A 23,369-nucleotide genomic window follows, 5' to 3' on the forward strand; every position below is an offset into this window, starting at 1 on the left:
GGGATGATCAGTGTCTCAATGGCGACAGTGTGTGGTGTACAACTAGCACTGCTCTTCAGAGCAGTGACTAGTTGTTTGCTTCAAAGTTGATCTCTACGGTGATCGTCTCGGTCGCGTCGCCGGGAGCGAACTTCCAACGCTTCACAGCATCGACAGCAGCGGAAACCAGCATCTTGTTCGGGCTATCGGACTCAGCCTTCAGAACGTTGCCACCTGCATCGACGGTTGCTGCAACGCGGATCACGCCGCCAATGTGCATCTGCTTGGCGAGAGCAGGATAGGTGGGAGGGGTCTTCGACACAGCCTTACGCGACTGGGCATGAAGAGAGTTGGTGGTCAGGAAGAACAGACCAGCGGCGAAAAGCACCAGAGAAGACTTAGGTGACAAGGCGTACTTCATGAGAGGGCTCCTTAGGAAAGTCATTCACTCTCCCTATCGGCACTCTGGGGATGTCCATTAGAGAAACCGCGGTATTGCGACATATTTTTTTAACGCGCTAAAAACTCGACGAATTTGCAAGGCGTGTTTGAAGCTGCTCCGCGCTGTTTCTTCAACAAATACTGCAATTTAGACAGCCTATGCCGTCTGGGAAGACGTGCATGAACGGAAGCCATGCGATGTCGCCCCGGCGCTCGCACTAGTTACCTTTAGCACTGTCCTATTTCGATACATGGCTATCAGGAGGGGGAGAGGCCAACTTCGAAGAGAACAACCGAGTGCGCAGAGACGGTTGGAGGTACGAAGAAGATCAGGGAGTGGAGTTCAATTTGGGTTCACCACGGGGGATAAACAGAGACATAACCGTTCCGTGGTGATCAGGAGAAAGGCTGGAGCTAACTGAAAGCGATCCATCATGTTTCTCAAGCAATTGTTGAATCACCCACATGCCGAGCCCGTTTCCGAAGTTCCCTTTGGTAGTAAAGAAAGGCTCGAAGAGTCTTCTTCGCACCTCAGCAGGCATACCGCTTCCCGTATCTCCAACCGAGATGCGGACGCCTGGGCGGGTTCTCGTTTTCCAATCCACGGAATCGGCAATTCGAATTCGGAGACGCCCCGGCGCCTTCATCGCCTCCATTGCGTTGTTGATGAGATTGGTGAGAATTTGCTGTATTTCACCGGGCGCGCTTGCGAAGGGGGAGTTGCCACGCACATCAACTGAAAATTCGATAGCGCCGAGTTGCAATTTGGCACCAAGCAGACGGAGTGTGCCTTCCACTAGCTCTTTGGGATAGCAAGGAGTTGTAGGGGGAGCACTTCGAGAAAATCTCAAAGTTTGTTTGGTGATCTGCGCAACGCGGTCGAGCTGTTGCACTGCCATGTCTAAGTATTCTTGGTACTCTCGTTCGCGAATCCCGGCTTGCAATAGATAGAGGAGGTTTAGGGCCGCTTCGAGAGGGTTATTCACTTCGTGGGCGATCGATGCGCTCAGCCGGCCGGCGACGGCCAGTTTCTCCGTTTGCAGAAGAGCTGCTTCCGAGAGCTTGCGGCGAGTGATATCGCCGCAAAATCCACGCATCATCGCAGCCTTTCCATCCGGTCCGGCAGCCGTATTTCCCTCGAGGGCGACCCAGCGGATATCTCCGTCGGCCCGGCGAATACGATACTCGGTGAAGAATCTTCCAACGCCAGTCAAAGCTTGTGTGATATCGGCCTCCACGCGAGAGGCATCATCAGGATGGACTTGTTGCTTCCAAATTTCATAGCTAGCTATGCCGCCAGGCTCCAGTCCATGGAGGCGATAGAAGCCGTCAGACCAGATTGAGCGGTTACCGACGATGTCCCATTCAAAAATGCCGGCATTGGCTCCGTCGAGAGCCATACGAACGCGAGCTTCATTCTCTAAACGCAACTCGGCCGCCTGTTTTTCCGCGATCTCGGCTGCCTTCTCAGCGCGCAGACCACGTACCTCAACCGTCCAGGCTGATGTCGCAATGCGTTCCCGTTGCAGGGCGGCGTGTCTTGTCAGCAATCCAACCAACAGGGACCCGGCTATGAAAAGAGCTTCGCGGGTGATCCAGGCGCTTGGCGCCAAGTCGATCCGACGCGCGGAGAAGATGAAATGCTCCAACACAGCTCCAGCAACGACCGCGCATGAGACCGCCCCGGCAGTGCTCCATAGCCAAGCGGTCAACACAACCGCTGGATAGGCAAACAGGTAAGGAGACCGGTGGGTGGGAGGCATGAGGAGAGTGAGGAGGAGCGGCACGATTCCAAAAATCGCGCCATAGAAAACTCGAAGAGAGGTGGGTAGCCGAGTTCCTGAAATGCCCATAGTGCGAAAGGGACGAAAGTTCAAGGCAGGACGCGTCGTCACGACCAGACTCCAGCTTTCAAAAAATCTCGCCTACATCGGCGGACTCATTGAAGGTGGGATGCCACCTAAAACGAAAGAGTTCCTCGCTTGTGAGAGACATTTTTGTGCATTGAAATTTTCAGGTCGCCGCTTTTTAGATGGCATGGAATGCGACGTAGCAGTCGAAACTGTCGGCCATCGCCCTTTGGCTTTTGTCCAATGTTCGTGTAGTCGAATGTCCAGCAAGCGTCCGTAAAATCCGCGCGTTAAACCGGAGACTACTTCACGTTGAATGCCTTCACTCCGATGGCATTCGGCTGTGCACCTGTGGGCAGCATGGTGAAAAGCTCCGGCTGACCATTGCGGCCAACGGTGCGAATCACTGCGACATCGCCGGACTTCGAATTAGCGGCCAGCAACAGGTGTTCATCTCTTGAGAAGGCGAGAGCATCGGGTGCTGTACCGGTACGGACACTGCCGACCCGTTTCCCATCATCGATGCTGTACAGGCTCAGCATATCCGCACCGAAGTTTGAGACCCAGAAGCTTGTGTTGTCCTTGCTGCTGATCACACCGTGAACGGGATGCGTGCCGATGGGAAAGGTGTTGCTCACTTCATTGGTCCAGCCAGAGATCTCAGAGATCGTGTTTGAGGCGAAGTTCGAAACAAACAGTTCAAAGCCATCTGGCTTGAGCGTGATCTGCATCGGCGTCTCACCTACGTCCAGCATGGTCAAGAATGCATCCCGCTGCAGCGAGGGATCCTGTTTGCCGCGCCACTCATTCGGGTCAGCAGCGAGCCATATTGCCATCACCTGGCGGTTCGAGGAGCAGGTGACAAAAACCTTGGTCGAGTCTCCGATAATGGCAGCGTCTGTCGCGCCGGGACAGTTGCTCCAGGTGCTGCGAAGCTTCAGCGGAGGGCCGGCTTGTTCTGTGGACACGGCATAGACTGAGACCGATCCCGACTCCCGGTTGGTGACCACGACAGCGCGGTCGTCCGGCGCTACCACCACGACACCCGGCTTCTCGCCTGCGCCGACTACAGCGATCTGCCGGCGCGTATCCAGATCGATGACCGAGACCGAGTTCGATCCCGAATTGGCCGTATAGGCGCGCTTTCCATCGTGAGAGACCGCAATGGAGTAGGGACCGCGCTGTACGCCGATGGTGGCTTCAATACGGTTCAGCTCCGTATTGATCACCGTGACGGTGCCGGAACCTGCATTGGCGACGTACACCTCATTCCGTACTGGGTTGACGGCGATGCCTGAGGGCGACTGACCTACTTGCAACACCTTGTCCTGGCGTAGGTACACCAGGTCCAGCACGGTGACGGTATTGGCCGCGCCGTTGGTGACATACGCAAATTCGCGATAGTTTGCCGGGTACTCCGGAAAGGCGCCGCGCCTGCAACCGGCGAGGAGTACCAGCATGGCAGGAAGGGCAGCCCGGAACAGCGATTTCACACGCACAGATGCGAGTGTATCAATCCCGCGCCCTTGCAAAGCAATGCCATGAAGGCTACATTGCAAAGGAACCAGAGGGAAAACGAGACCTTGCTTCGCAGTTTCTTCATCGCACTGTCCCAAAACAAACAGATGCGCGCTTTTTCTGAGCGCTCCACCCTTGGCCGCCGGATGTCCAGCCGCTTCGTCGCCGGCATGTCGCTGGACGAGGCTCTGAAAGCCTGCGAAGACCTCAACCGGCACGGGATGTCCGTTACGCTCGACGCTCTGGGTGAGAGCGTCCTCTCCGAGGACCACGCCCGCCGCACCGGCAGGCTCTACGCGCAGATGCTTGACGCGATCGCCCAGCGCAACTTGAAGGCCAATGTCAGCCTGAAGCTGACGCAAATGGGCATGGATGTCGATCCGCTGCTGGCCGAAGAGGTGGTCGGCGAACTGGTAGAGCAGGCCGCCCGTGTCGGGAACTTTGTGCGCCTTGATATGGAGGGCTCCGGCTATACGGAGGCGACAGTCGCTATGACCGAGCGTCTCTTCCACAAGTACGGCGCTGCCGGCACTGTGTTGCAGGCCTATCTCTACCGCACTGAACAGGATGTCGAACGGCTGCTGGGGCAGGGAATCCGCATCCGGCTGTGCAAGGGCGCCTATAGGGAACCGGCGTCACTGGCCTTTCCAGAGAAAGCCGATGTCGACGCGAACTACCTCAAGCTCGCCAAGAGGTGTATGACCAGTGGTGTCTTCTGCGGCATGGCAACGCATGATGAACGCATTATCGAAGAGCTGAAGCGATTTGCCATCGAAGCAAAGCTGCCGAAGACGGCCTTCGAGTTCCAGATGCTCTATGGTGTGCGACGCGACCTGCAGCGCGCGCTGGTGAAGCAGGGTTGGGGCGTGCGTGTCTATCTGCCCTTCGGCCCGGAGTGGTACCCCTACTTCATGCGCCGTCTGGCCGAGCGCCCGGCGAACGTGATCTTCCTGGCGAAGAACTTCTTCCGGAATTGAAGAAGGCCCACGCCGGCGTATGCCGGCGTGGGCCTTTTCGGGAAAGACTATTAGTTGCTCGCCTTCAGCGTCTGCGACTTTTCGGCCAGCAGCTTCTCGACGAGATCCGTGGTCTCCTTGACCAGCTCTTCGTGAGCTTTGCCGGTCGCGGGGCCGGAGAAGCCGGCATGGATCTCCCGTACCTTGCCTTCGCGATCCAGGAAGAAGCTGGTGGGCCAGCAGTTCAGGTTCTCGGCGCCGGTGATCTTCTCGTTCAACTGGTCAGTGGTTCCGGCCAGCAGCACGGGATAGGTCACGTTGTAGCGCTTGATGAACGCCTTTACACGGACCGGGTTCTTGAGCTGATCTTCATCCTGCTCGAAGGTCAGGCTTACAACCTCCAGACCCTTGTTGTGGAACTTCTTGTAGAGCGACTCGAGCAGCGGAGCCTCATCGTGGCAGTTCGGGCACCACGATCCGCCGATCGCTACCAGGACCACCTTGTCTTTGAACTCCGGGTCCTTGCTGGAGACCGTCTTGCCGCTCAGGTCAGGGAAGCTGAAAGACAGCGGCTGGGCCGGATCCTTCCAACGGGTCTGTTCTGTGGTGGCCGTGGGAGGAGCCAGGTTCTCCTTGCGCGCGTCAACCGGACGGCGAGCGGTCCACTGCTGGTCGTCCTTGAGAGCGTTGGTGACCACCAGGGTGCCGTCATCCTGCGGCTTCAGGGTATAGAGCGCTGGTCCGGCAGCCGTGAAGTGCGACAGGACATACTGCTTCGCTTCGGCGTCGTAGTTGCCGTACAGACCGCCGGTGTCACCATCGATACGCAGGATGGCGCCCTTTATCAGGGTAGGTGTCTGCTCGACTTTCATATTCCAGGCCGACTCGCCCTTGGTGGACGTGCCAACGGCAATCTCCCAATCGCCGTGAATATCGGGCCCCTTGGCAGTGGCTGGTTTGCTCACAGCGCCACGGTGCAGCGCCAGCGGATACTTCGTCGTCGCGGTGCCGAAGGTGCCGGTCAGGTCGTCGCCCTTAACGGTCGCGTCGACCTTGCGGGCGAAGTAGTCAAAGCTCAGCAGCAGGTTCCCATCCGTGGACGAGCCGCTGGTAGCTTCCCAGCGTTCCGGTCCGCTTAGAAAAGCGCCCTTCACGCCATTGGATTCCTGCTTGAGCTCTAGCTTGACGGGGACCTTCTGCCCATGGATCTCAGAGTAGCCCTCCCACGTGCCGGTCAACGCCGATTGGCCAAGGGCCGGCAGAGTGAAGGCGAGAACAGAGGCGAATGTGACAAGACGTGCATTCATGGTGGTTTCCTTGCTGGTGAACTGTTTCGGGTGATTTCTCCGGGGCAAAGTAAGAAGCCCACGACTTCTGGGGAAGGTCGCAGGCTCTCGGAGAATTGGAGGTTTTCTAGGATCAGGAGGGAATCAGGTTGTGAATTCTGACTCTACCGTCCGAAACGCAATTCCACGGCGGCCTGCTGCGGACAGCAGCAGCGGCAACAACAAGCGTGGATGGCGTAATGAGACATCTTCTGCACGATAATCGATTACTTTCGGCCGGTCAAGTTTGAGCGGTCGCGGTACCGACTGACATCCATTGGATGCATCAACCTCTACGGTTGTTGCGGAAGCATCGGCTCTACCTGCATTAGGTTGTTAAGCGTAGAGCGCTCCTGCGGCGTGAAGTCACGGTAAGCAGGGGAGTTAAGGGTGTTCTGCCGCTGCTCCGGAGGCATCCGGCGAAGGTCGCGGAAGGCCCGCGCCACCAGCCGGCGGCGTTCCGTCGGCAATGCTCCAAGCTGGCTCAAAGCGCCACGGACCTGCTGCCGCTGCTGCGGCTCCAGCTTCTCCATCGCTTCTGCACGGTTGATGACACGCTCACGCTGTTGCGGAGGCATGGCATTCAATTGACCCAGCCGGCCCATCACCCGTGCCTGGGTCTCCGGCGGAAGCTGCTGGAAACCGGGCTCGCTGCGCAGAGCATTCTGCTGCTGCTGCGGGGTGAGGTTGCGGTGCTTGTCCATCCACTGGGCAAGATGTTCGCCACGACCGCCGCCTCCGGCGGGTGACATCTGCCGCTGCGGCGCTGGGCGGCGTTGCTGAGCCAATACTGGCATGACCACAGCAGCCGTCAGGGCTAATAGCGTCACGCTCCGTATTGTGCCTAAGCAGTTCATTTCCGTACTTGTGGTACCCCTACGCGTCCAACGATAGCAACTTTCGCGGTAAAAGCCAGAGTGAAATATCACGCCCCGCGTTACTTTTCGGTTCCCGGCCACACGCCTGAGATGCCTTCCATAGAAAGTCTGCAATCCCTTTCTATTAAGGAGGACCCAAAACTCAAGAAAAGGATGCGGTACGGGCTCCTAGGTCTGAGGAGTCCCGTCTTCGTCCTGGGAAGAGTCGTCCAGAAGATCCATCTCCTGGATCGCCTGGTCGTTGTGGTCCAGAATCTGAAGGTCGTCAACCACTGCGGCTCGCACCGGAGGCGTGGACTTCAACTGCGTAACAACCCCTGCGCCGCCCAGCATCAGAACCAGCGCCATGGCTCCGGCCATCATCGGGCGGAACTGGGCTCCGGTGTTATAGAGCAAGCGGGCGCGCAAACGCTCCAGGAATCCGGCCGGAGCAGCCTGCTGCTCAGTGCGGATGCGGGCGTTCACGCGGGTATCAAACCAGGGAGAAGGCTCAGGCGCCGTCCAGGCGTCCATTGCCGCAAATGTCGCACGCAGTTCCTTCAGCTCAACGCTGCACGGTTCACAACCGGACAGGTGAGCCTGGGCTGCACGCGAGGGAGCCTTTGCCGGGTTGAGTACCAGGTCTTCTAGCTCGTTTTGGAATTCATGGCAGTTCATAACAGTTTCATCCCGGCGCCGAAGCGCCTTATACGAAATCCTTCAGTTTCACGCGCAACGTCTGGTAGGCGCGGAATAACAGCGATTTGGTAGCGGACTCAGACAGTTTAAGCACTTCGCCTATTTGTTTGTAGTCCATTCCCTGATACTTGTGCATCAAAACGGCGTTCTTTTGCCGTTCTGGAAGAGCCATCACATGCTGCCGGATGGCTTGCATGCGTTCCTCCCTGAGGAGATCGGCTTCGATCGTCGGCGTGTCATCCGCGACATCGGGCATGGTTCCGGTCTCATGATCCGGCTCATCCAGGTGCACCGTCGGGGCAGAGCGTTCTTGCTTGGTGTCACGCGCATAGTTCACGCCGAGGTTGGTGGCGATGCGGTACAGCCAGGTCGAAAAACGAGCTTCGGCGCGATAGGTCTCACGTGACCGGAAGACCCGCAGGAAGACCTCCTGCGCCAGCTCTTCTGCGACCGCCTGGTTGTGCACCATGCGATACATAAAGCTCACAATTGGCTTGCGGTACTTGGCCAGAAGAATGTCAAAGGCGGCGACGTTGCCGGCCTTCAGCGCCAGCATGGTCTGGACGTCGTCGTTGGCCGCAAAATCGGCCTGTATGCCAGTCACCGCCGGGTCGGGAAGGGTGACGGTATGGAGGTCCGGATTGAGCGCCATCGTGCCCATATCTTTCTGAACACGGTCCTCGGCAGGAGGTTGCGCGCCTTCCTCCGGGAATTTGGATGATCGTGGCTCCGGCATTCCGTTGGCCTATTCTACCGTTTGAGATGCCAGTTGCGGCCAGTGGCGTCATCAGGGCGTCAATGGTATCTTGAATAAGGTCATCGAGGCGGCGTGAGCGGCAGTCCGCGGCCCGGTTCTACCCTTTATAGGGCGCATAACTCAGCGGTAGAGTGCCACCTTCACACGGTGGAAGTCGTAGGTTCGAATCCTGCTGTGCCCACCATCAAATCAATCACTTACAGGCAGTGGCGAAATGGACTTGATGCCATTTGATGCCAAATTGAACCGGTTGTACCGGCCGCATCCTTCCTACGTTGCCGGCTGGTTGACCCTGCGGTGAGCATTTCGAAGACCGCTCCGACCATCTCTCTTTCACACTCTCCGGCAGCTCCTCCATGTACTCGTTTGCCGTCGTGTCGGCTCTTGAGTGCCGCAGATGCGACTGGACGTCCTTCACCGACCCCAGCTTTTGTGCGCGTCGCGATCGTTCGGCGAAGCACCTGGAAGTGAGTGAGACGTCGCTAGATTTCAATCATTGGTGAAACGTACAATTCACAGGTGAATTACGTTGAACGAAGTCAAGCGAGCCCGTAAAGAAGGTGGGCTTGCCGATTTGATCTTCCGAATCTTCTGAAGAGGACATCATCTGTTATGCGGCTGATCGTTTTAGCTGTTGTTACCCTGCTGCCAATACCCGCCGCTCTCTCGCAGATTGTTCGTGCGGGCGGTTCTGCAACCGCGCCTGCCGACCGCGCGGGAACTCCGTTACGACTTTTGTATGACCATCCCGCTGTCGATAACAACGAGGGATGGGTCAGTCAGTCGTTGCCGCTGGGCAACGGCTATATGGGTGTGAACCTGTTTGGCGGCGTACAGCAGGACCGGCTGCAGATTACCGAGAACAGCCTGGTGGACGCTCCAACGGAGAAGATCGGCGGCTTGAATAACTTTGCCGAGGTCTTTCTGGAGTTTCCGCACACGGCGCCCAGCAAGTATTCACGGGACTTGGTGCTGAACAGTGCTACCGCTCATGTTTCCTACGATGATGCGGGTATTGGTTACCAGCGGGAATATTTCGCCAGCTACCCGGACAAGGTATTCGTGATTCGCCTGCGCGCCTCGAAGGCCGGCGCTTTGGAATTCACACTCCATCCCACAATTCCTTATCTTGCCGACTTCCGCCATGCTAAAGACGACAACCGCGGTAAGCACGGCGCGGTCAAGGCTGACGGCAATACCATCACCCTTGCAGGAACGATGGACTATTACGGAATCAAGTTCGAGGGACAGTTCAAGGTGATCCCTCAGGGTGGAACGCTGACCGCAGCGAATTCTGACGGTGGCTCCATCAGCGTACGGGGTGCAACCAGTGCCGTCATTCTGATCGCCATTGGCACCAATTATCAGATCGGGAATCCCCAGGTGTTCTCGGCTACCGATCGGCTGGACAAGCTCAAGGGCTTTCCCGATCCCCACAAGAAGGTCAGCGACACCATTGCTGCAGCGGCTACCCGCAGTTATGACGATCTGCTGGCGCGGCACGAAGCGGACTACACAAAACTTTATGGCCGGGTAAATTTCAGCCTCGACACTCCGATGCCGTCGATCACCACCGACAAACTGATCGATGCAGTTCGATCGGGTGAATCAAGCGGTTACCTGGACGAGCTCGCCTTCCAGTTCGGCCGCTACCTGCTGATCTCTTCATCTCGGTCCGGGGCGTTGCCGCCAAACCTGCAGGGCCTATGGAATGTTTATCAGGATCCTCCCTGGACAGCAGGCTACTGGCACAACGTGAACCAGCAGATGAACTACTGGCTCGCGTTCAACACCAACCTTCCGGAGTTGTTTGATCCCTATATTGATTTCTATCGAGCCTATCTTCCTGCCCATCAAGCCCTGGCGAACCAGTACCTTACCCAATATCACCCTTCCGGCTTAGCTACCGACGGTGACAACGGTTGGGCGCTGGGCAATTCCATGCGCCCCTACGAGCGTAGCGGTAAAACCAGTCATTCCGGGTTCGGCACTGGCCCATGGACCACGATGCTGTTCTGGGACGACTACGATTTCACGCGAAATAGAAAACTACTCCGCGAAGTCGTCTATCCGGCCATGCGTGGACAAGCGAACTTCCTGTCGCGCTTCGTGCAGGACGTTGATGGCAAGCTGCTCGCCAAGCCATCGTCGTCACCGGAAAATGCCAACAGCCTGCAGACAGTGGGCGCGACATTTGATCAGCAGATGATTTATGAAAGCTATCGCGATACGATCGAGGCGGCTCGGGCCCTCGGCATCCACGACCCGTTGATTCCCGTTCTCGAGGCACAGCTGCCTAGGCTCGACCCAATTCTGATCGGCGATTCAGGGCAGATCAAGGAATATCGCGAGGAAACTACCTACGGATCGATTGGGGAGCCTCATCACCGGCATATGTCTCAGCTCCTTGGGCTCTATCCCGGGCAGTTGATCAATTCGACATCGCCGACTTGGTTAGCAGCAGCGAAGGTTTCTCTGGAAGGCCGCGGACTTACCACCGGTACACCAGGCTGGGCGGTGGCCCAGCGGTTGGCCACATGGGCACGTACCGGAGACGGTAATCAAGCCTATGCGTGCTATCACACATGGCAGGCGAATCATGCGATGCACAACCTCTGGAATAACCATCGAGATTCCACGACGACGAAGCTCTTCCAGGTCGACGGCAATTTCGGTGTGACTGCCGGAGTCGGCGAGATGTTGCTGCAAAGCCATGAGGAAGTCGTCGCTCCTCTGGCCGCTCTTCCGAAAGCGTGGCCGAAGGGCAGCTATCGCGGCCTGCTGGCTCGCGGCGCCTTCGAGGTCTCCGCAAACTGGTCAAATGGACATGCGGATCGTTTCGAGATTCTTTCTCGAGTTGGTGGTTCACTCAAGCTGCGCTATCCGGCAATTGCAGGCGCCACGGTTCGCACTTCGAGCGGCAAGAGCGTCATGTTTAAGCGGGTGGACAATGCTGAGATCAGTTTCGAAACCAAGGCCGGCGAAACATACGTCCTCACCGCCATCCCCTAATCGGCTTCAACCAGGGATTGCTCAAAAACTGCTTTGATGCGGCACTATACGCCGACAGATTGGTGTAAAAAACTGGTCTGACCGATAGATGGTCAGGAAGCCCGGTGGGTGCGAGAATGAACGCTCCGGTGCAAACCGACACAAGCCTTGCCAGCCGCGCTTGAGTGTTGGCCTTTGTCGCACGGCCGCTTTGGCGAGGCTCGCGTGCCACTCTTCCTCGGTAGGCCGATACAACATACGATGGCCCCCTTCAACTCTCCGGGCCGCTCGATTGGTAGCGGGCGACAGAGGGCTGGCGAGATAGACTACGGGCGGCGGCGAAAGACCGCCGCCCTCCTCAATTTGTCCTGCTGGTCGATTTTCCTCCTGCTTCACAGCTCGCTACAAAGCCATCCTCTGGCCGAAAGCGAGTGATCCAGGCATGTTGAATCACTGCAGCTGTATCTATGAGCATGGTTGAACTCTAGAAACTATCGGCGTTTCATTGACATCGTCGGAAGTGGCAGCGGATGTCGTCTCTTGAACCTGCTCCCAACGGATCAGCTTCAGGTCCAAGACTACAAAGGAGTAGAGAACCGGCACGAGACCGAGCGTTACGAACGTCGCAATCGTCAGGCCCCCAATCTGGGCGTAGCACAAGGGCTCCCAGAGGGGACCACCGTGCGCCGCCAGTGGGAACAGAGCAATCACCGTGGCCGCGACAGTAATCATGACGGGTCTCAGACGGAGAATACCTGCGTCGATCAGCGCCTGTTCCAGATCCTCGCCAGCTTCCCGGCGTTCTTCGATGAATTCAAACAGAACAATGATATGGCTCACGATCACGCCGATGAGGCTGATGATTCCCAGGAAGGCCATGAAGCCAAATGGCTGCCCCATGATCGCCAACGCGATAACCGCTCCGGCGATTCCATAAGGAATAGCAGCAAACACGATCAAGGGCTTGAAGGCATGCTTGAATTGCGCGAGCAGTGCGAGGTAAATGGCGCACACGCAAATCACAAGTACAGTTGTGAGATCGCCGAAACCACTAACCTGCTCTTTTTGCTCGCCAGCGAACCGGAAGATGAAACCGTCGGGAAGTTGTTTCTGGAACTCTTTCAGCTTCGGCATAGCTGCTGCAAGGACTTCCGACGGCAAATGACCTTGAGTAGGCCAGCACTGTATGGTGATGGTCCGATACTGATCGAAGCGCTTGGTTTTCGAGACTACGGGCTCTAGAGAGATTGTCGCCACCTGATCGACAGGTACTGGCGCCGTCCCCTGTTGCGAGAAGACATACAGACTGTGCAAATCAGAGAGCTGAGCACGTTGTTCCATTTGCATGCGTCCAACAATCGGAACCTGTTTGTCGCCATCTCTCAAAGCCCCAGCGGTTACACCATGAAGTGCCGCATCGATAGAAGTCGAGACATCTGCGTTCGTGACGTGTGCCATATTGGCGCGGTCGACATCGACATGTACTACCTCTCTGGTGCTTGAGTCACCCCAATCGTCTCGAACTCTGGCAGCCACCGGAACATCGCGAAAGATCTGCTTGAGCTTCGCCGCTTCAAGCTTCAGGCGCGGCAAATCTTCGCCCGAGATTCTGACCTGAATTGGAATCCCGACAGGCTTACCCGTTTCCAGAGTCCGGGTGTCAATGATGGCACCTGGAATCCTTCTATCCAATTCGACCTGCAAAAGAGCTAGAAGTGGGGTCGTATCGTGATTGTCCTTCGTACGTAGAATGACCTGGGCGTAATTCGTCTGCCGGTCTTCAGGGGTGGCACTGCTCCAGAAACGAGGGCCACCGCCGCCCACAAACGTCGTCATCGATTGCAGCACTTCTTTTGCACGGCCATGTTCCGGATGGCGCTTTCCATATTCCTCTGCTACCTGACGTGTGATGGATTCGACCTGTTGCGCGACTTCGCTGGTTGCGCTTGCCGGAGAGTCTTCAGGTAGCCACACGTCGATATAGGAAAAATATTGGAGATCTTTGGGGAAGAATTGCGGTTTCAGCGTGGAGAAAACCACGCCGCCTGCGATAAGCAGAATAAGAGATGCTGCCAGGCAGAGCTTCCTGTGTTCAATGGCCTTCCGTGCAGTCCGATAGTACCAACCAGTGAATCCGCGCTGTCGCCTGACCTCAATAGGAGTTTCGCTGCGGCTCTGCAGAAGAAACGAACTAATGAGTGGCACAAATGTCATTGAGACCAGGAGGGCCGCTAGCAACGAGCAACTGATGACAACCGGTAAGCTGTAGAGAAACTTGCCGGTGTCTCCGGGCAGTAACAGGAAGGGGAGATACGAAACGATATTCGTTACCGTTGCGTATGCCATGGTTTTGAAGAGTTTTGTCGGTCCCACCCACGCCGCAGTGGCTCTTGGCTGCCCTTCACCCAACTCCCGTACGATCGCATCCCCCGATACGACGGGTACGTCTACCAGCAGTCCCAACGCAATGATCAAAGATGCGATCGAGACCTGTTGGAGGTCGATGCCAAGAGTGTGGATCACTCCAAAGGTGATGGCGAGCGTAATTGGCATGGAGACGGCAATCAACGTGGCTGTTCGCCAGCTCCAGAAGCCGATCAGAGCCACGATCACCACCAGCACCAATGCCTCAACCAGACTGTGGCTGAAAAGCTCAATGCTGTCGTGTACCTGCAGCGGTTGGTCTGAGGTTCGCGCCAGAATCAGATCAGCCGGGAGTGTCTTTCTGACGCTCTCCAGATTGGCATCCACCTGTTTGCCAAAAGAGCTGATCTGCTCTCCTTTTCTCATCTGCACAGAAAGGGTAATCGCTCGCGTGGTGATCCATTTACCGTCTTTACCGCTGCGGGTATAGCGGTTCAGGAACGAAGGCGGATTTTCATATCCCCTTTCAATATCCACGAGGTCTCGCAAGTAGAGCGGCGTTCCATTTGGCGATGCGCCGATCATCATGTTTCGCAGGTCGTCAGTACTCTTGAATTCGCCCGTCGTGTTGATGCTCACGGTTCGTCCGCTTGCATTGAGCGTCTGGCCGCCGTCTGGAAGATTACGAGCTGCGAGAACTTTAGGAAGATCCGCCGGCGTCAGCTTATATTGCGCCAGACGCTCCTGTGAGAAGTTCAAAAACACATTCTCACCCAGCACGCCGGAGCGCTCTACGTTGGAGACAATCGGCAGCGTCTTAAGGCTCCGCTGGATAGTATCGGTAAAATCTTCGAGATCGCGATAGGTGTACTTGTCACCCGCAGCGGTCTGTAAGGCTGCGGCTGTATCCGCCGGATTGTCGATGATTGCAGGTTGCCACGCATCGGGATGAAACTCGTCCGTCTGCAGGTTCTGATCAGCAGACTTCCTCAGGGCTGATTGGAGTTCCGCAGAACTGAGGTTTGTTGTCAGGTCCACTCCTGTGAACCCTTCACCCGAAAACGGCCGGACGTCCGCGCAAAGTTGCTGAGCGACCAAATCCTGGGCTACCCAGGACAGCTTGCGCTGCACCTCGGCATTATCGATCGACTTGGGAAAGGCGATCACAATTGAACGCCGTGGTTGCGACTGCGTCGGTAGAAGATTTCGAAGGCTCCGAATCTGAGCCTCGACCATCTTGCTGGTCCACTCAATCTGAGCCGGGTCAGCCGATGGACTGGCTACAGTAAGCATCAATGCGGACGTATCTCCGAAATCTTTGATATAAAGAATCGGCCCGGCCCCCTGGGGAAGGTCGTGAATGGCGTCCAGCCTGGTCTTTACGTCGTCCAGTTCTTTATCCCGGTCGTACTTACCCTTTTCCGCCAACTCGAACTGGACCATAGTCGATCCCGTTCTAGAAGCGCTCTTGATCTCAGTCACCCACTGATTCGAAGCAAGAGCCTGCTCGATCTTTCTGGTTACCAACTGCTCTACTTGTTCCGACGATGTTCCCTGCCAGGGTACGATCACCATCGCCTGACGTACCGGGATGTCCGGGTCTTTCCGCTGCGGCATATTCAGAAGTCCGTATATACCCCAAACAATTGCGACTGCGAGAGATACCCAGGCAACGTGGCGCTGCTCGATAAAGAAGCGGGCAAGATTTTGTTTCTTCTCTGTGGACTGCTCGTTGTGTTCGTGTGTCATTCCTGGGCCTCCTAGTTAACCACCCGGATAGGGCTTCCATCGCTTAGCTGGTTGGTGCGGTTGACGATGATTCGTTCTCCCGGCGTGAGACCTTCGTCGATGACGACTGACTTACCGAATGTCTTGCCGATCCTCACACTTTTCAACTGCGCAAACTGCTTTCCGCCGCGCTCGGTAACGGTGAAGAGTGAGTAGTTGTTTGAACCGGATTGCACGGTCATCAAGGCAGTCATTGGCACCACGGGCACCGTGTGCGGATCGCCGCGATCGATGCGGATACTTGCGGTCATGCCCACTTTGAGCGATCGATCCCGGTTAGGCAAAGTAACTTCAATATTGAAGACCCGCGATTCTCGATTCGCAGAAGCGGCGATCTCCGTGATGCGCCCCATGAGTGTCTGCCCCTGCAAGGCATCGAGGCGCACAGGGACCTCAGCTCCTGGCTTAAGGTAAGCCAACATGGTGTCGGGAACTCCGAAGTTCACTTTCACAAATCGCGTGTCGTCGAGAACGAAAGCGTTTGTGCCTGCGCTCACCAACGTGCCGCGCTCGATATTCTTCTCAACAATGACTCCTGGCATTGGAGCGATCAGCTTCGTATCCGCAAGATTGATCCGTGCCGAGGATGCTTGCCCGAGTGCCGCGTGCAACTGGCCACGACGCGCTTCGATCTGTCGCGTGGCAGCCTCCACACTGGCGGCCGACGCCAGATGCTGCTCTACCGCTGAGTCGTAATCAGGACGAGTCATAGCTTTTGCGGCGTACAAGGCCTGTGCCCGGTCGAAATCAAGGTCAGCTTTCGCTTGAGTAGCCTTGATTCGCTCGAGCTCCGCCTGAGAAGCTTCGAGTGCCTCCTCCATCGCGTTCTGCTGGCCCATCGCCGAGGTGAACGACGCCTGGTAATCAGAAGGTCGTAACTGCGCCAACACCGCTCCAGCCGGTATTTCGTCGCCGGCCTGCAGGTCACGCAAGCGTCCATCGGCTCCCTTGACGCGATAAAGAGTGGCTATATACCCAGGCTCCTTGAACGCCAGTTGCACACCGATGTCTGGACGGATTTCGCCAGAGTAATTCCAGCTGGGCTGTACCCGCTGAGTCGTAACGGTCTCCACTTGAACCGGGACCGGCTCAGGATCTGCCTGTTTCTTTGTCGCGCAGCCGGCGAGACCTGCAAACGAAGCAATACTCAACACTCCAATAAATATCCGCATCACTCTTCTCCAATCGCTTTTTTCAAATCGGCCCTTGCCTTCCAGAACGCAGCGAGGGCACGCTGTTGACCGCTGTCGGCAGAAGCTAGCTCCGACTGTGCTTGGAACAAATCGCGGCTTAATACCGCCTGACGCTTCACTTGTTCCTGAACTTCTTTGAGCCGTTGCCGCGCCGTGAGGTCTGTGGCATCGGTCGATGCCAATTGCCGCCGGCTATTTTCAAGTTGCCGGAACGCGTTTCTCACTTCCAGAAGCACGCTGCGTTCGGTGGCGTTCACTCCAACCTTGGCTTGTTCTTCCTTTACTTTCTTTTCTGCATATTCGTGCCGTCTACGGCCCCAATCCCACGGTTCCCAGCGGAGTGACAGCCCCGCCGTTCCGACGTTGCTTGGCAGGATATTTTCGAAATTCGCGGTCGTGTAGTAGTTGAAAGCCAGGCTCAACTCGGGAATATACTCGGCCTTTTTCGCGCGCGCGTCATAGTCCGCCTGCTCTACCTGAATGTGCGCCTTTTTCACTTCCGGCCGGTTTTGAAGCGCGCTGTTTTCCATGGCTTCGAGGGAGGCGAAATCGCCGTCCGCCTGGCTGATTGCAGCAACACGGAACTCCGTGTGTATATCCCGGCCCATCAGGTCATTGAGTTTTTCAGAAGCCGATGCGACTCTATCCCTTGCATCGCTGATTGCATTCCGCATCTTCAAAAGTTGTGCATCGGCATTCAGCACATCTGACCCAAGAATGGTCTCTTTGCTACGGTTTTCCTGTGCCAGCCGATGCGATTCCTCGTAGTAAGGGAGTGATGCCTGAAGGCTATCCAGGGTGCTTTGAGCCTCGACAACCTCGTAATAAGCACGACGGACGTTATCGACTACCTCAAGGCGTATTCTCTTCTGATCCTGGATCGTGCTGTCGCGTCCCAGCCCAAGAGCTTTCAATTGCAAGTGCAGCTGATACTGCGTCGAAAGTGGTTGGACGACGGCGACACTGACTGTGCCGGCTGGCTTTCTTGCAATTTCAACTTTCTGATTAGCACCCGGAATGGGGCCAGTCGCGGCATATGTGCCGAACGCGCCCGCGGGAAACGTGACCGACGGTTTCGTGACCATTTGTGCCCCAAGCCCCAGGACCTGGGTGTTTGCAAATCGCCGAGTCTGGTTTGCGGCCAGATCGTCGGTTGCCCGTTGCGTCTCGAGGCTGGCGGTCTTCAGGTTGCTGTTGTTTGCGATGGCGAGTTCAATCGCCTGTTCGAGGGGTAACTCAGAGATATCCGAGTGTTGTTCTGCCGCTCGTTCCATCGACGCGGCAGATCGAGGTGCGAGATCCTGGCCCCGCGCTAGCAGTGTCAGCGTCGCTAGTGTGAGAGTGAAGCAAGCGGTTCGAGTGCGTCGTTGCATGAGACAATGCTGTCTCAATGCGAGCGGGGAAGGGAGTAATGGGCCGTAAGCCCGACGTAAGATTACGACCTTATTACGGTTTTGCTAAACCTTTAAGTTTAGCTTTTTCAGCAGTTTGGCAAACCGGCGGTCGGCTCGGAGAGGATGGAAAAATGGCTCTACCGCGATGAGATTTGTAAAATTCGTCTTGTCTTCTACGGCTTCATCAAGCCGCAGAAAGGCGAGATCGAAGTCTTCCATCCCAATTGCGGCAAAACCTTCCGCCAAGGGAGTGACGTAAAGCTGTTTCGCGAGTTGACGTAGTCTTGCGATGCATTCCTCGGCCTGCGAAGGCCTGCCTTCTCTGGCGTGCGCCGCAGCAATCAGGCCAATTTCCAGTGGGGAGTTGGAAGGCGAGAGAGACTGGATGACTGCATCGTAATGTTGTTGTTGGAATTGCAAAAGCCCGCGGTAAAAGCGCGCTTCGGGATAGTCGCGATCCAACTCAAATGATCGTTGAAGATGTTCGGTCGCGGCCGAATAGTCTCCCTTGAGGTAATGCACATAGGCCATCCGGGCACAGTCACTGGCCGATAGCGGATCCAATTCCATTGCGCGGCGGAGTCCTGCTTCCGCAGCCGCAAAGTCTCCCTGGCACAGCAAAGCCATTGCACGAAACATGTGGGCGGGCGCATGGCCAGGTTGAAGCTCCAGGGCGCGATCGTATAAGTGGTTCGCTTCATCCCACTGATACTCGAACCAGCCGCGGAGCCCGCCAAGCACGGTACATGTCTCTCCAGACCGCGGATCGAGTGCATAGCCTCGCTCTGCATTAGCCTTTATTTCCGGATACGCCTGGCGTCCTGACACCGCGCCAAACTGCGCGAGCAGGCCGCTTGCTACAGCCATGCCACTGTATGCGGGAGCGTACTCCGGAAACGCCGTCGAGAGCGTCCGCAGTTGCTCCAGTGCTGACTGTAGTGCCTCAGGCGACTGTTGATGAATCAGAAAGCGGGCACGCAAGTACGCGGTATAAGCACTAAGATTCAGTTCGGGAGGCCGTTGAGCTACGTGCGCTTCAGGAATGCGAAGCCTAAGCAGATCTGCGATTGTTTGTGCAATCTCTTCCTGTATTGCAAATATGTCCTTGAGTTCGCGACGAAACGTTTCAGACCATAGGTGGTGTCCGGACTCCGCCTGGATCGCCTGAGCAGTGATTCTAAGTTGTTCGCCCGCTTTCCGGACACTCCCTTCGATGATGAGATCGGCGCCCAGATGCCGGCCCACTTCACGAATGTCGATGCTGGAACCTTTGAAGTGGAAGGCGGAGGTTCGGGCAATCACATTTAGCCCGGCGACACGCGTGAGTGAGTTCGTAATCTCTTCGCTGATGCCAGCGCAGAAGAAGTCCTGTTCCGGCTCGGGGCTCATGTTGACGAATGGCAATACCGCAATACAGATACGAGCGGGGGCTGTCGCTCCGATTTCTTCACGATGTTTCGCAGGCTGAGCATCAATCCATCGGAAGATAGGTACATAACTCCCGGGACGTAATCCAATCAGAACCGGGTCGCCGGCTCCTTGTCCCTCGTAGTAGGCCTTCAACTTCGTTCTCAGCCGGCGAGCTTCAACCCGGACAATTGCATCGATGTTCGGATCGTACTCTGAGGTTCGGTCGAAGACCTCCATCGCGACGGACAACTCTTTCAGACTGTCGATATCCCCATCGATGGTTCGGTTAACGATGTGTGTCAGGAAGCGGCAGATCCGTGCAGAGGCGACAAAGCCGGGGCTTTCTACCATCCGCGCCAGTTGCTCGCGAATCGCTGTAGCCGGCACAGGGGCCGCGCCAGGCGCTGGGGTGGTGGTATACGGCGGCGAGGGTGGACCTGGCACTTTCCTGTCTCCCTCGTTAATTATGCTCCAAAGCCGCGCGTCTTACGGCAACCTTACGGCTGCTTACGGCCAATGGAAGATCTGACGGCATAGGGTGGAGTCAGGAAGAACTACTACTGATGCAGACATCCAGGCGATTAGACACGGTAATCTTCGTCTCCATCCGGGACCCGGAACCAGCACTTTTAACAGATATTGAAGCATACGGGCTAGTGATGCACTGGGCCCACAGCATAGCCGCGGCATTGGACTTACTCAGGTCGATCCCGAATGAGACAGTTATCGTGACCGAACTGGCTTTGACCGACGGAAATTGGAGAGATCTGGTCGAACAGGTTCGTTGTCATGGAATTCTTACTCCGATTGCGCTTATGACCCCAGCCAGTACGGCCGAACTCTGGTGGGATGCGCTCGAATGCTGTGTAGACGAGATTTTGCCAGCTCCTCTCCAACCATCCCGCTTGCGCCAGTTTCTAGATACTCATTTCTCTCCTTGAAGATGTCATCTTCGCAATCAAAATGCTTTCGCCAGCGGCCGCGGCTTCCGACTCTCGGAGCAGGCCTCCGCATTGATCTCCAGCGCTTCTTTAGGGATTGAACCCAAGTTCGAATGGCTTTGACGATGATTTCAACACAGGTCTTTTCTTTACCGAAGCAAGCCTCCACGCGTCTCAATAGATTGCATCGGATGCTCTCGTGGGCTGTGATATCGCACTTGCTCCGGTACGTAATTCGGTTTTGCAACAGACTTCGGAACTGGGATCCACCCGATGTGGGAAAGGCACTCTCCAAAGTGCTCGTAAACACTACGGTTTATGGGAATGAAGAGAATCCGAAGAAACAGATCTACATCACAATACGGCTTTTAATCGGCTCTTTCTATTGAGTTGTTGCTTTAGAACACCGAGCCGATCATTGCGTGTGCACCCAGCATAGCCGGAGAGGCTTCGCGACGAGCGAGCTCGAACGTCTTCCGAGTACAAGAGATTGATAGAAGAAGGGAACCCAGTCATGTTGACACCGGGAGAATTGAAACAGATCAGAATCTTTTCCTGTTTGAATGAGCAGGATCTACAGTGGCTATCATTGCAGGCCGCCCAGGTTCGTCTGGAGCCTGGCGAGTATCTGATTCATGAAGGAGAACCTGCCTCATTTTTCGTATTGGTAGAGGGCTTGGCTGAAGCCACGAAAGACGTACGAGGGCGTTCGACCGGAGTTTCATGTCATCAGCAAGGGGACTTTTTCGGTGAATTATCGATCCTCATGGCAACGGCAGCTCCCGCGTCGGTCCGCTCCAAGACGCCCTGCCGGTTCGTCCGACTCGATCCGCAGCACCTGCAGGAACTCATCCGTCGTTCAGCGGCGTTTAGCGCATTGATCATGCAGACGCTCAATGAGCGTGTCCAGATGGTTCAAAGCTACATGCTGCAGCTCCCTCCCAGCAGGGTGCAAATTGCCGGTTCACGATTCGATGAGAATTGTAGGGACATCCGGACATTTCTGAACACAAACCGTGTCCCCTACCATTGGATCGACACTGACCGTATGTCACAGAGTGAACTCGCACCTCTGATGTGTGACAACGGAGGCCGAGCCATCATCGTGGATGAAGCGCAACTTGTGAGCCAACCCACGGTAAGAAGCGTCGCCGAAGCGCTTGGATTTCAGACGATTCCTAAACGGACAAGCTATGAGACGGTCATCATTGGCGGCGGCCCGGCAGGGTTGGCAGCGGCTGTTTATGGCGCCTCTGAAGGCTTGCGTGTGCTGCTTGTAGAGCGTAAGGCCCCGGGTGGTCAAGCCGGGACATCTTCCCGGATCGAGAACTATCTGGGATTTCCAAATGGCATATCGGGAGACGATCTGAGCCAGCGCGCCTTCAAGCAAGCTCGCAGATTTGGCGCGGAGATCGTTCTCACCCGCGAGGTCAGACAATTATCCCTTCGCCCGGACGGGACTTATGCGATCGAGCTCGATGGTGGAGAGGTAGTAGCGGCGAAGACAGCAATTCTCGCAACCGGAGTCGATTGGAGAAAGCTTGACGCCGAAGGAGTGGATACCTTTATCGGACGTGGTGTGTTTTATGGCGGGGAGCGTGCGGATGCGCCCACCGTCATGGGAAAACGAATCTTTATCGTTGGTGGAGGCAATTCGGCAGGGCAGGCGGCGCTTTTTTTTGCTAACTACGCGGATGAGGTCACTCTCCTGGTGCGGGGCGATGATCTCGGGGACGGCATGTCCCAATATCTTGTGGACAAGCTTCGGCCCGTTGCGAACATTCGAGTCGAAACCCAAACACGACTCGTGTCGGTTGAGGGCACCGATTGTTTGAAGGCACTGTATCTATGCAAAAATGGGCAGGGCCACGAGCGGCGGTGGGCAGATTGTTTATTTGTGATGATCGGGGCAGATGCGGCAACAGATTGGCTGCCCAGCGGTCTTCAGAGAAGAAACGGTTATATCTGCACCGGCAGGGAAGTCAGCGATCTTTCCTACTGGCGTTCTGCTCGCTCTCCTTACCTGCTCGAAACTAACCTACCTGGGTTGTTCTGCGTTGGCGACGTCCGCAACGGCTCGATCAAGCGGGTATCGAGCAGCGTGGGGGAGGGCAGCATGGCAGTTAACTTCATCCATCAATATTTAGAAGAAGGCGTGCTGCGCGCGCGTCCGTGAACACGGAAAACGTTTCGTAGAGAATCCGCCCCTGAATGGTCGCAGCCTAGCTGGAGATTTATCCTCAAGCTATGGAAGTAACTACTCTCAATCGAATCGGACTGATCGTGGTTTCGCATCCGGACGATGCGAGCTTCTCCGTCGCGATCGCGCGACAGTGTGAGACATCTTTACAGTCCATGGGGTTTACGACACACTTCTGTAATTTATATGCCGATAACTTCAATCCCTTGCTGACCAGCCGTGAGGTGCGGGGATTTGGGACGGATGATCCTCTCGTCCAGCGCTACCGCGATCTCCTTCTTTCAGCAGAAGTGCTTGTGGTCGTGCATCCGAATTGCTGGGGTGCGCCTCCAGCCATGATGAAAGGCTGGATGGATCGCGTCTTTGTCGAGGGATCCGCGTACGCTTTCGAGAAAGCTAGCGATCAAGGCGACATCCCGAAGGGGTTGCTCCATACCAGAGTGGCGGTTGTGTTCAATACAAGTAACACAGAGGAAGAACGCGAGCGAATCGTATTCGGCGACCCACTCGAAAGAATATGGAAACAATGCCTTTTACAATACTGCGGAGTTCAGAAGGTGATCAGGCACGTATTCAGAATCATCGCAACGAGCTCAGTTGCAGATCGGGAGCGCTGGCTCGATGAAGCGAGCCGTATCGTTGTTCAGGCCGCAGATTCTTGATCTGTCATCCTACCGGCGTGTAGCTGGAATGGCCGTCTTCGGCT

General features: G+C 56.2%; 15 protein-coding genes and 1 tRNA gene. 5 read left to right on the top strand and 11 right to left on the bottom strand.

Features of this window, described 5'->3' with window-relative positions; all coding sequences use genetic code 11:
* Positions 1-67 precede the first annotated feature (67 nt).
* From AB4Y89_RS02230 to AB4Y89_RS02240, 3 genes are all read right to left on the bottom strand, one after another.
* On the bottom strand, positions 68-400 hold the full coding sequence (locus AB4Y89_RS02230) for an energy transducer TonB (RefSeq protein WP_442299282.1): 333 nt from the start codon (positions 398-400) through the stop codon (positions 68-70).
* A 349-nt stretch (positions 401-749) separates the two neighbouring features.
* Positions 750-2,069: a two-component system sensor histidine kinase NtrB gene (locus AB4Y89_RS02235; protein WP_442299283.1), complete on the bottom strand. Its 1,320-nt coding sequence runs from the start codon at positions 2,067-2,069 to the stop codon at positions 750-752.
* A gap of 503 nt (positions 2,070-2,572) precedes the next feature.
* Positions 2,573-3,763 (bottom strand): YncE family protein, encoded by a 1,191-nt coding sequence (locus AB4Y89_RS02240; protein ID WP_442299284.1) that lies wholly within the window; start codon positions 3,761-3,763, stop codon positions 2,573-2,575.
* 132 nt (positions 3,764-3,895) lie between these two features.
* On the opposite strand from AB4Y89_RS02240, the gene AB4Y89_RS02245 reads away from it, so the two are divergent.
* Positions 3,896-4,765, top strand: a complete 870-nt coding sequence (locus tag AB4Y89_RS02245; protein WP_442299285.1) for a proline dehydrogenase family protein — start codon at positions 3,896-3,898, stop codon at positions 4,763-4,765.
* Positions 4,766-4,815: 50 nt separating this feature from the next.
* Here AB4Y89_RS02245 and AB4Y89_RS02250 read toward each other — a convergent pair whose 3' ends face one another.
* The 4 genes from AB4Y89_RS02250 to AB4Y89_RS02265 form a co-directional block, all read right to left on the bottom strand.
* Complete coding sequence (locus AB4Y89_RS02250; protein WP_442299286.1) at positions 4,816-6,051, bottom strand: TlpA disulfide reductase family protein; 1,236 nt, start codon at positions 6,049-6,051, stop codon at positions 4,816-4,818.
* A 311-nt stretch (positions 6,052-6,362) separates the two neighbouring features.
* A complete protein-coding gene (locus AB4Y89_RS02255) occupies positions 6,363-6,899 on the bottom strand; it encodes a DUF3106 domain-containing protein (RefSeq protein ID WP_442299287.1) in 537 nt (178 codons plus the stop codon).
* Positions 6,900-7,115: 216 nt separating this feature from the next.
* On the bottom strand, positions 7,116-7,604 hold the full coding sequence (locus tag AB4Y89_RS02260) for an anti-sigma factor family protein (protein ID WP_442299288.1): 489 nt from the start codon (positions 7,602-7,604) through the stop codon (positions 7,116-7,118).
* A 28-nt stretch (positions 7,605-7,632) separates the two neighbouring features.
* Positions 7,633-8,361, bottom strand: a complete 729-nt coding sequence (locus tag AB4Y89_RS02265) for an RNA polymerase sigma factor (RefSeq protein ID WP_442299289.1) — start codon at positions 8,359-8,361, stop codon at positions 7,633-7,635.
* Between the two features lie 130 nt (positions 8,362-8,491).
* On the opposite strand from AB4Y89_RS02265, the gene AB4Y89_RS02270 reads away from it, so the two are divergent.
* Together AB4Y89_RS02270 and AB4Y89_RS02275 are read left to right on the top strand one after the other, a co-directional pair.
* A tRNA-Val gene (locus AB4Y89_RS02270) sits at positions 8,492-8,566 on the top strand.
* A gap of 428 nt (positions 8,567-8,994) precedes the next feature.
* Positions 8,995-11,394, top strand: a complete 2,400-nt coding sequence (locus AB4Y89_RS02275; protein ID WP_442299290.1) for a glycosyl hydrolase family 95 catalytic domain-containing protein — start codon at positions 8,995-8,997, stop codon at positions 11,392-11,394.
* A 444-nt stretch (positions 11,395-11,838) separates the two neighbouring features.
* Here AB4Y89_RS02275 and AB4Y89_RS02280 read toward each other — a convergent pair whose 3' ends face one another.
* The 4 genes from AB4Y89_RS02280 to AB4Y89_RS02295 form a co-directional block, all read right to left on the bottom strand.
* A complete protein-coding gene (locus AB4Y89_RS02280) occupies positions 11,839-15,486 on the bottom strand; it encodes an efflux RND transporter permease subunit (RefSeq protein ID WP_442299291.1) in 3,648 nt (1,215 codons plus the stop codon).
* Between the two features lie 11 nt (positions 15,487-15,497).
* A complete protein-coding gene (locus AB4Y89_RS02285; protein WP_442299292.1) occupies positions 15,498-16,697 on the bottom strand; it encodes an efflux RND transporter periplasmic adaptor subunit in 1,200 nt (399 codons plus the stop codon).
* Complete coding sequence (locus AB4Y89_RS02290; RefSeq protein ID WP_442299293.1) at positions 16,697-17,992, bottom strand: TolC family protein; 1,296 nt, start codon at positions 17,990-17,992, stop codon at positions 16,697-16,699. Before AB4Y89_RS02290 ends, AB4Y89_RS02285 begins: the two co-directional genes overlap by 1 nt.
* Positions 17,993-18,175: 183 nt before the next feature.
* Positions 18,176-19,759 carry a tetratricopeptide repeat protein gene (locus AB4Y89_RS02295; RefSeq protein ID WP_442299294.1) on the bottom strand — a complete coding sequence of 528 codons (1,584 nt, stop codon included), beginning with the start codon at positions 19,757-19,759 and terminating at the stop codon, positions 18,176-18,178.
* Between the two features lie 1,218 nt (positions 19,760-20,977).
* Here AB4Y89_RS02295 and AB4Y89_RS02300 point away from each other — a divergent pair.
* Both AB4Y89_RS02300 and AB4Y89_RS02305 read left to right on the top strand, forming a co-directional pair.
* Positions 20,978-22,639 (top strand): FAD-dependent oxidoreductase, encoded by a 1,662-nt coding sequence (locus tag AB4Y89_RS02300; protein WP_442299295.1) that lies wholly within the window; start codon positions 20,978-20,980, stop codon positions 22,637-22,639.
* A gap of 71 nt (positions 22,640-22,710) precedes the next feature.
* Positions 22,711-23,325: an NAD(P)H-dependent oxidoreductase gene (locus tag AB4Y89_RS02305; protein ID WP_442299296.1), complete on the top strand. Its 615-nt coding sequence runs from the start codon at positions 22,711-22,713 to the stop codon at positions 23,323-23,325.
* Positions 23,326-23,369: the final 44 nt, after the last annotated feature.

Source organism: Terriglobus sp. 2YAB30_2, from assembly GCF_052114765.1.
Taxonomy (GTDB): Bacteria; Acidobacteriota; Terriglobia; order Terriglobales; family Acidobacteriaceae; genus Terriglobus.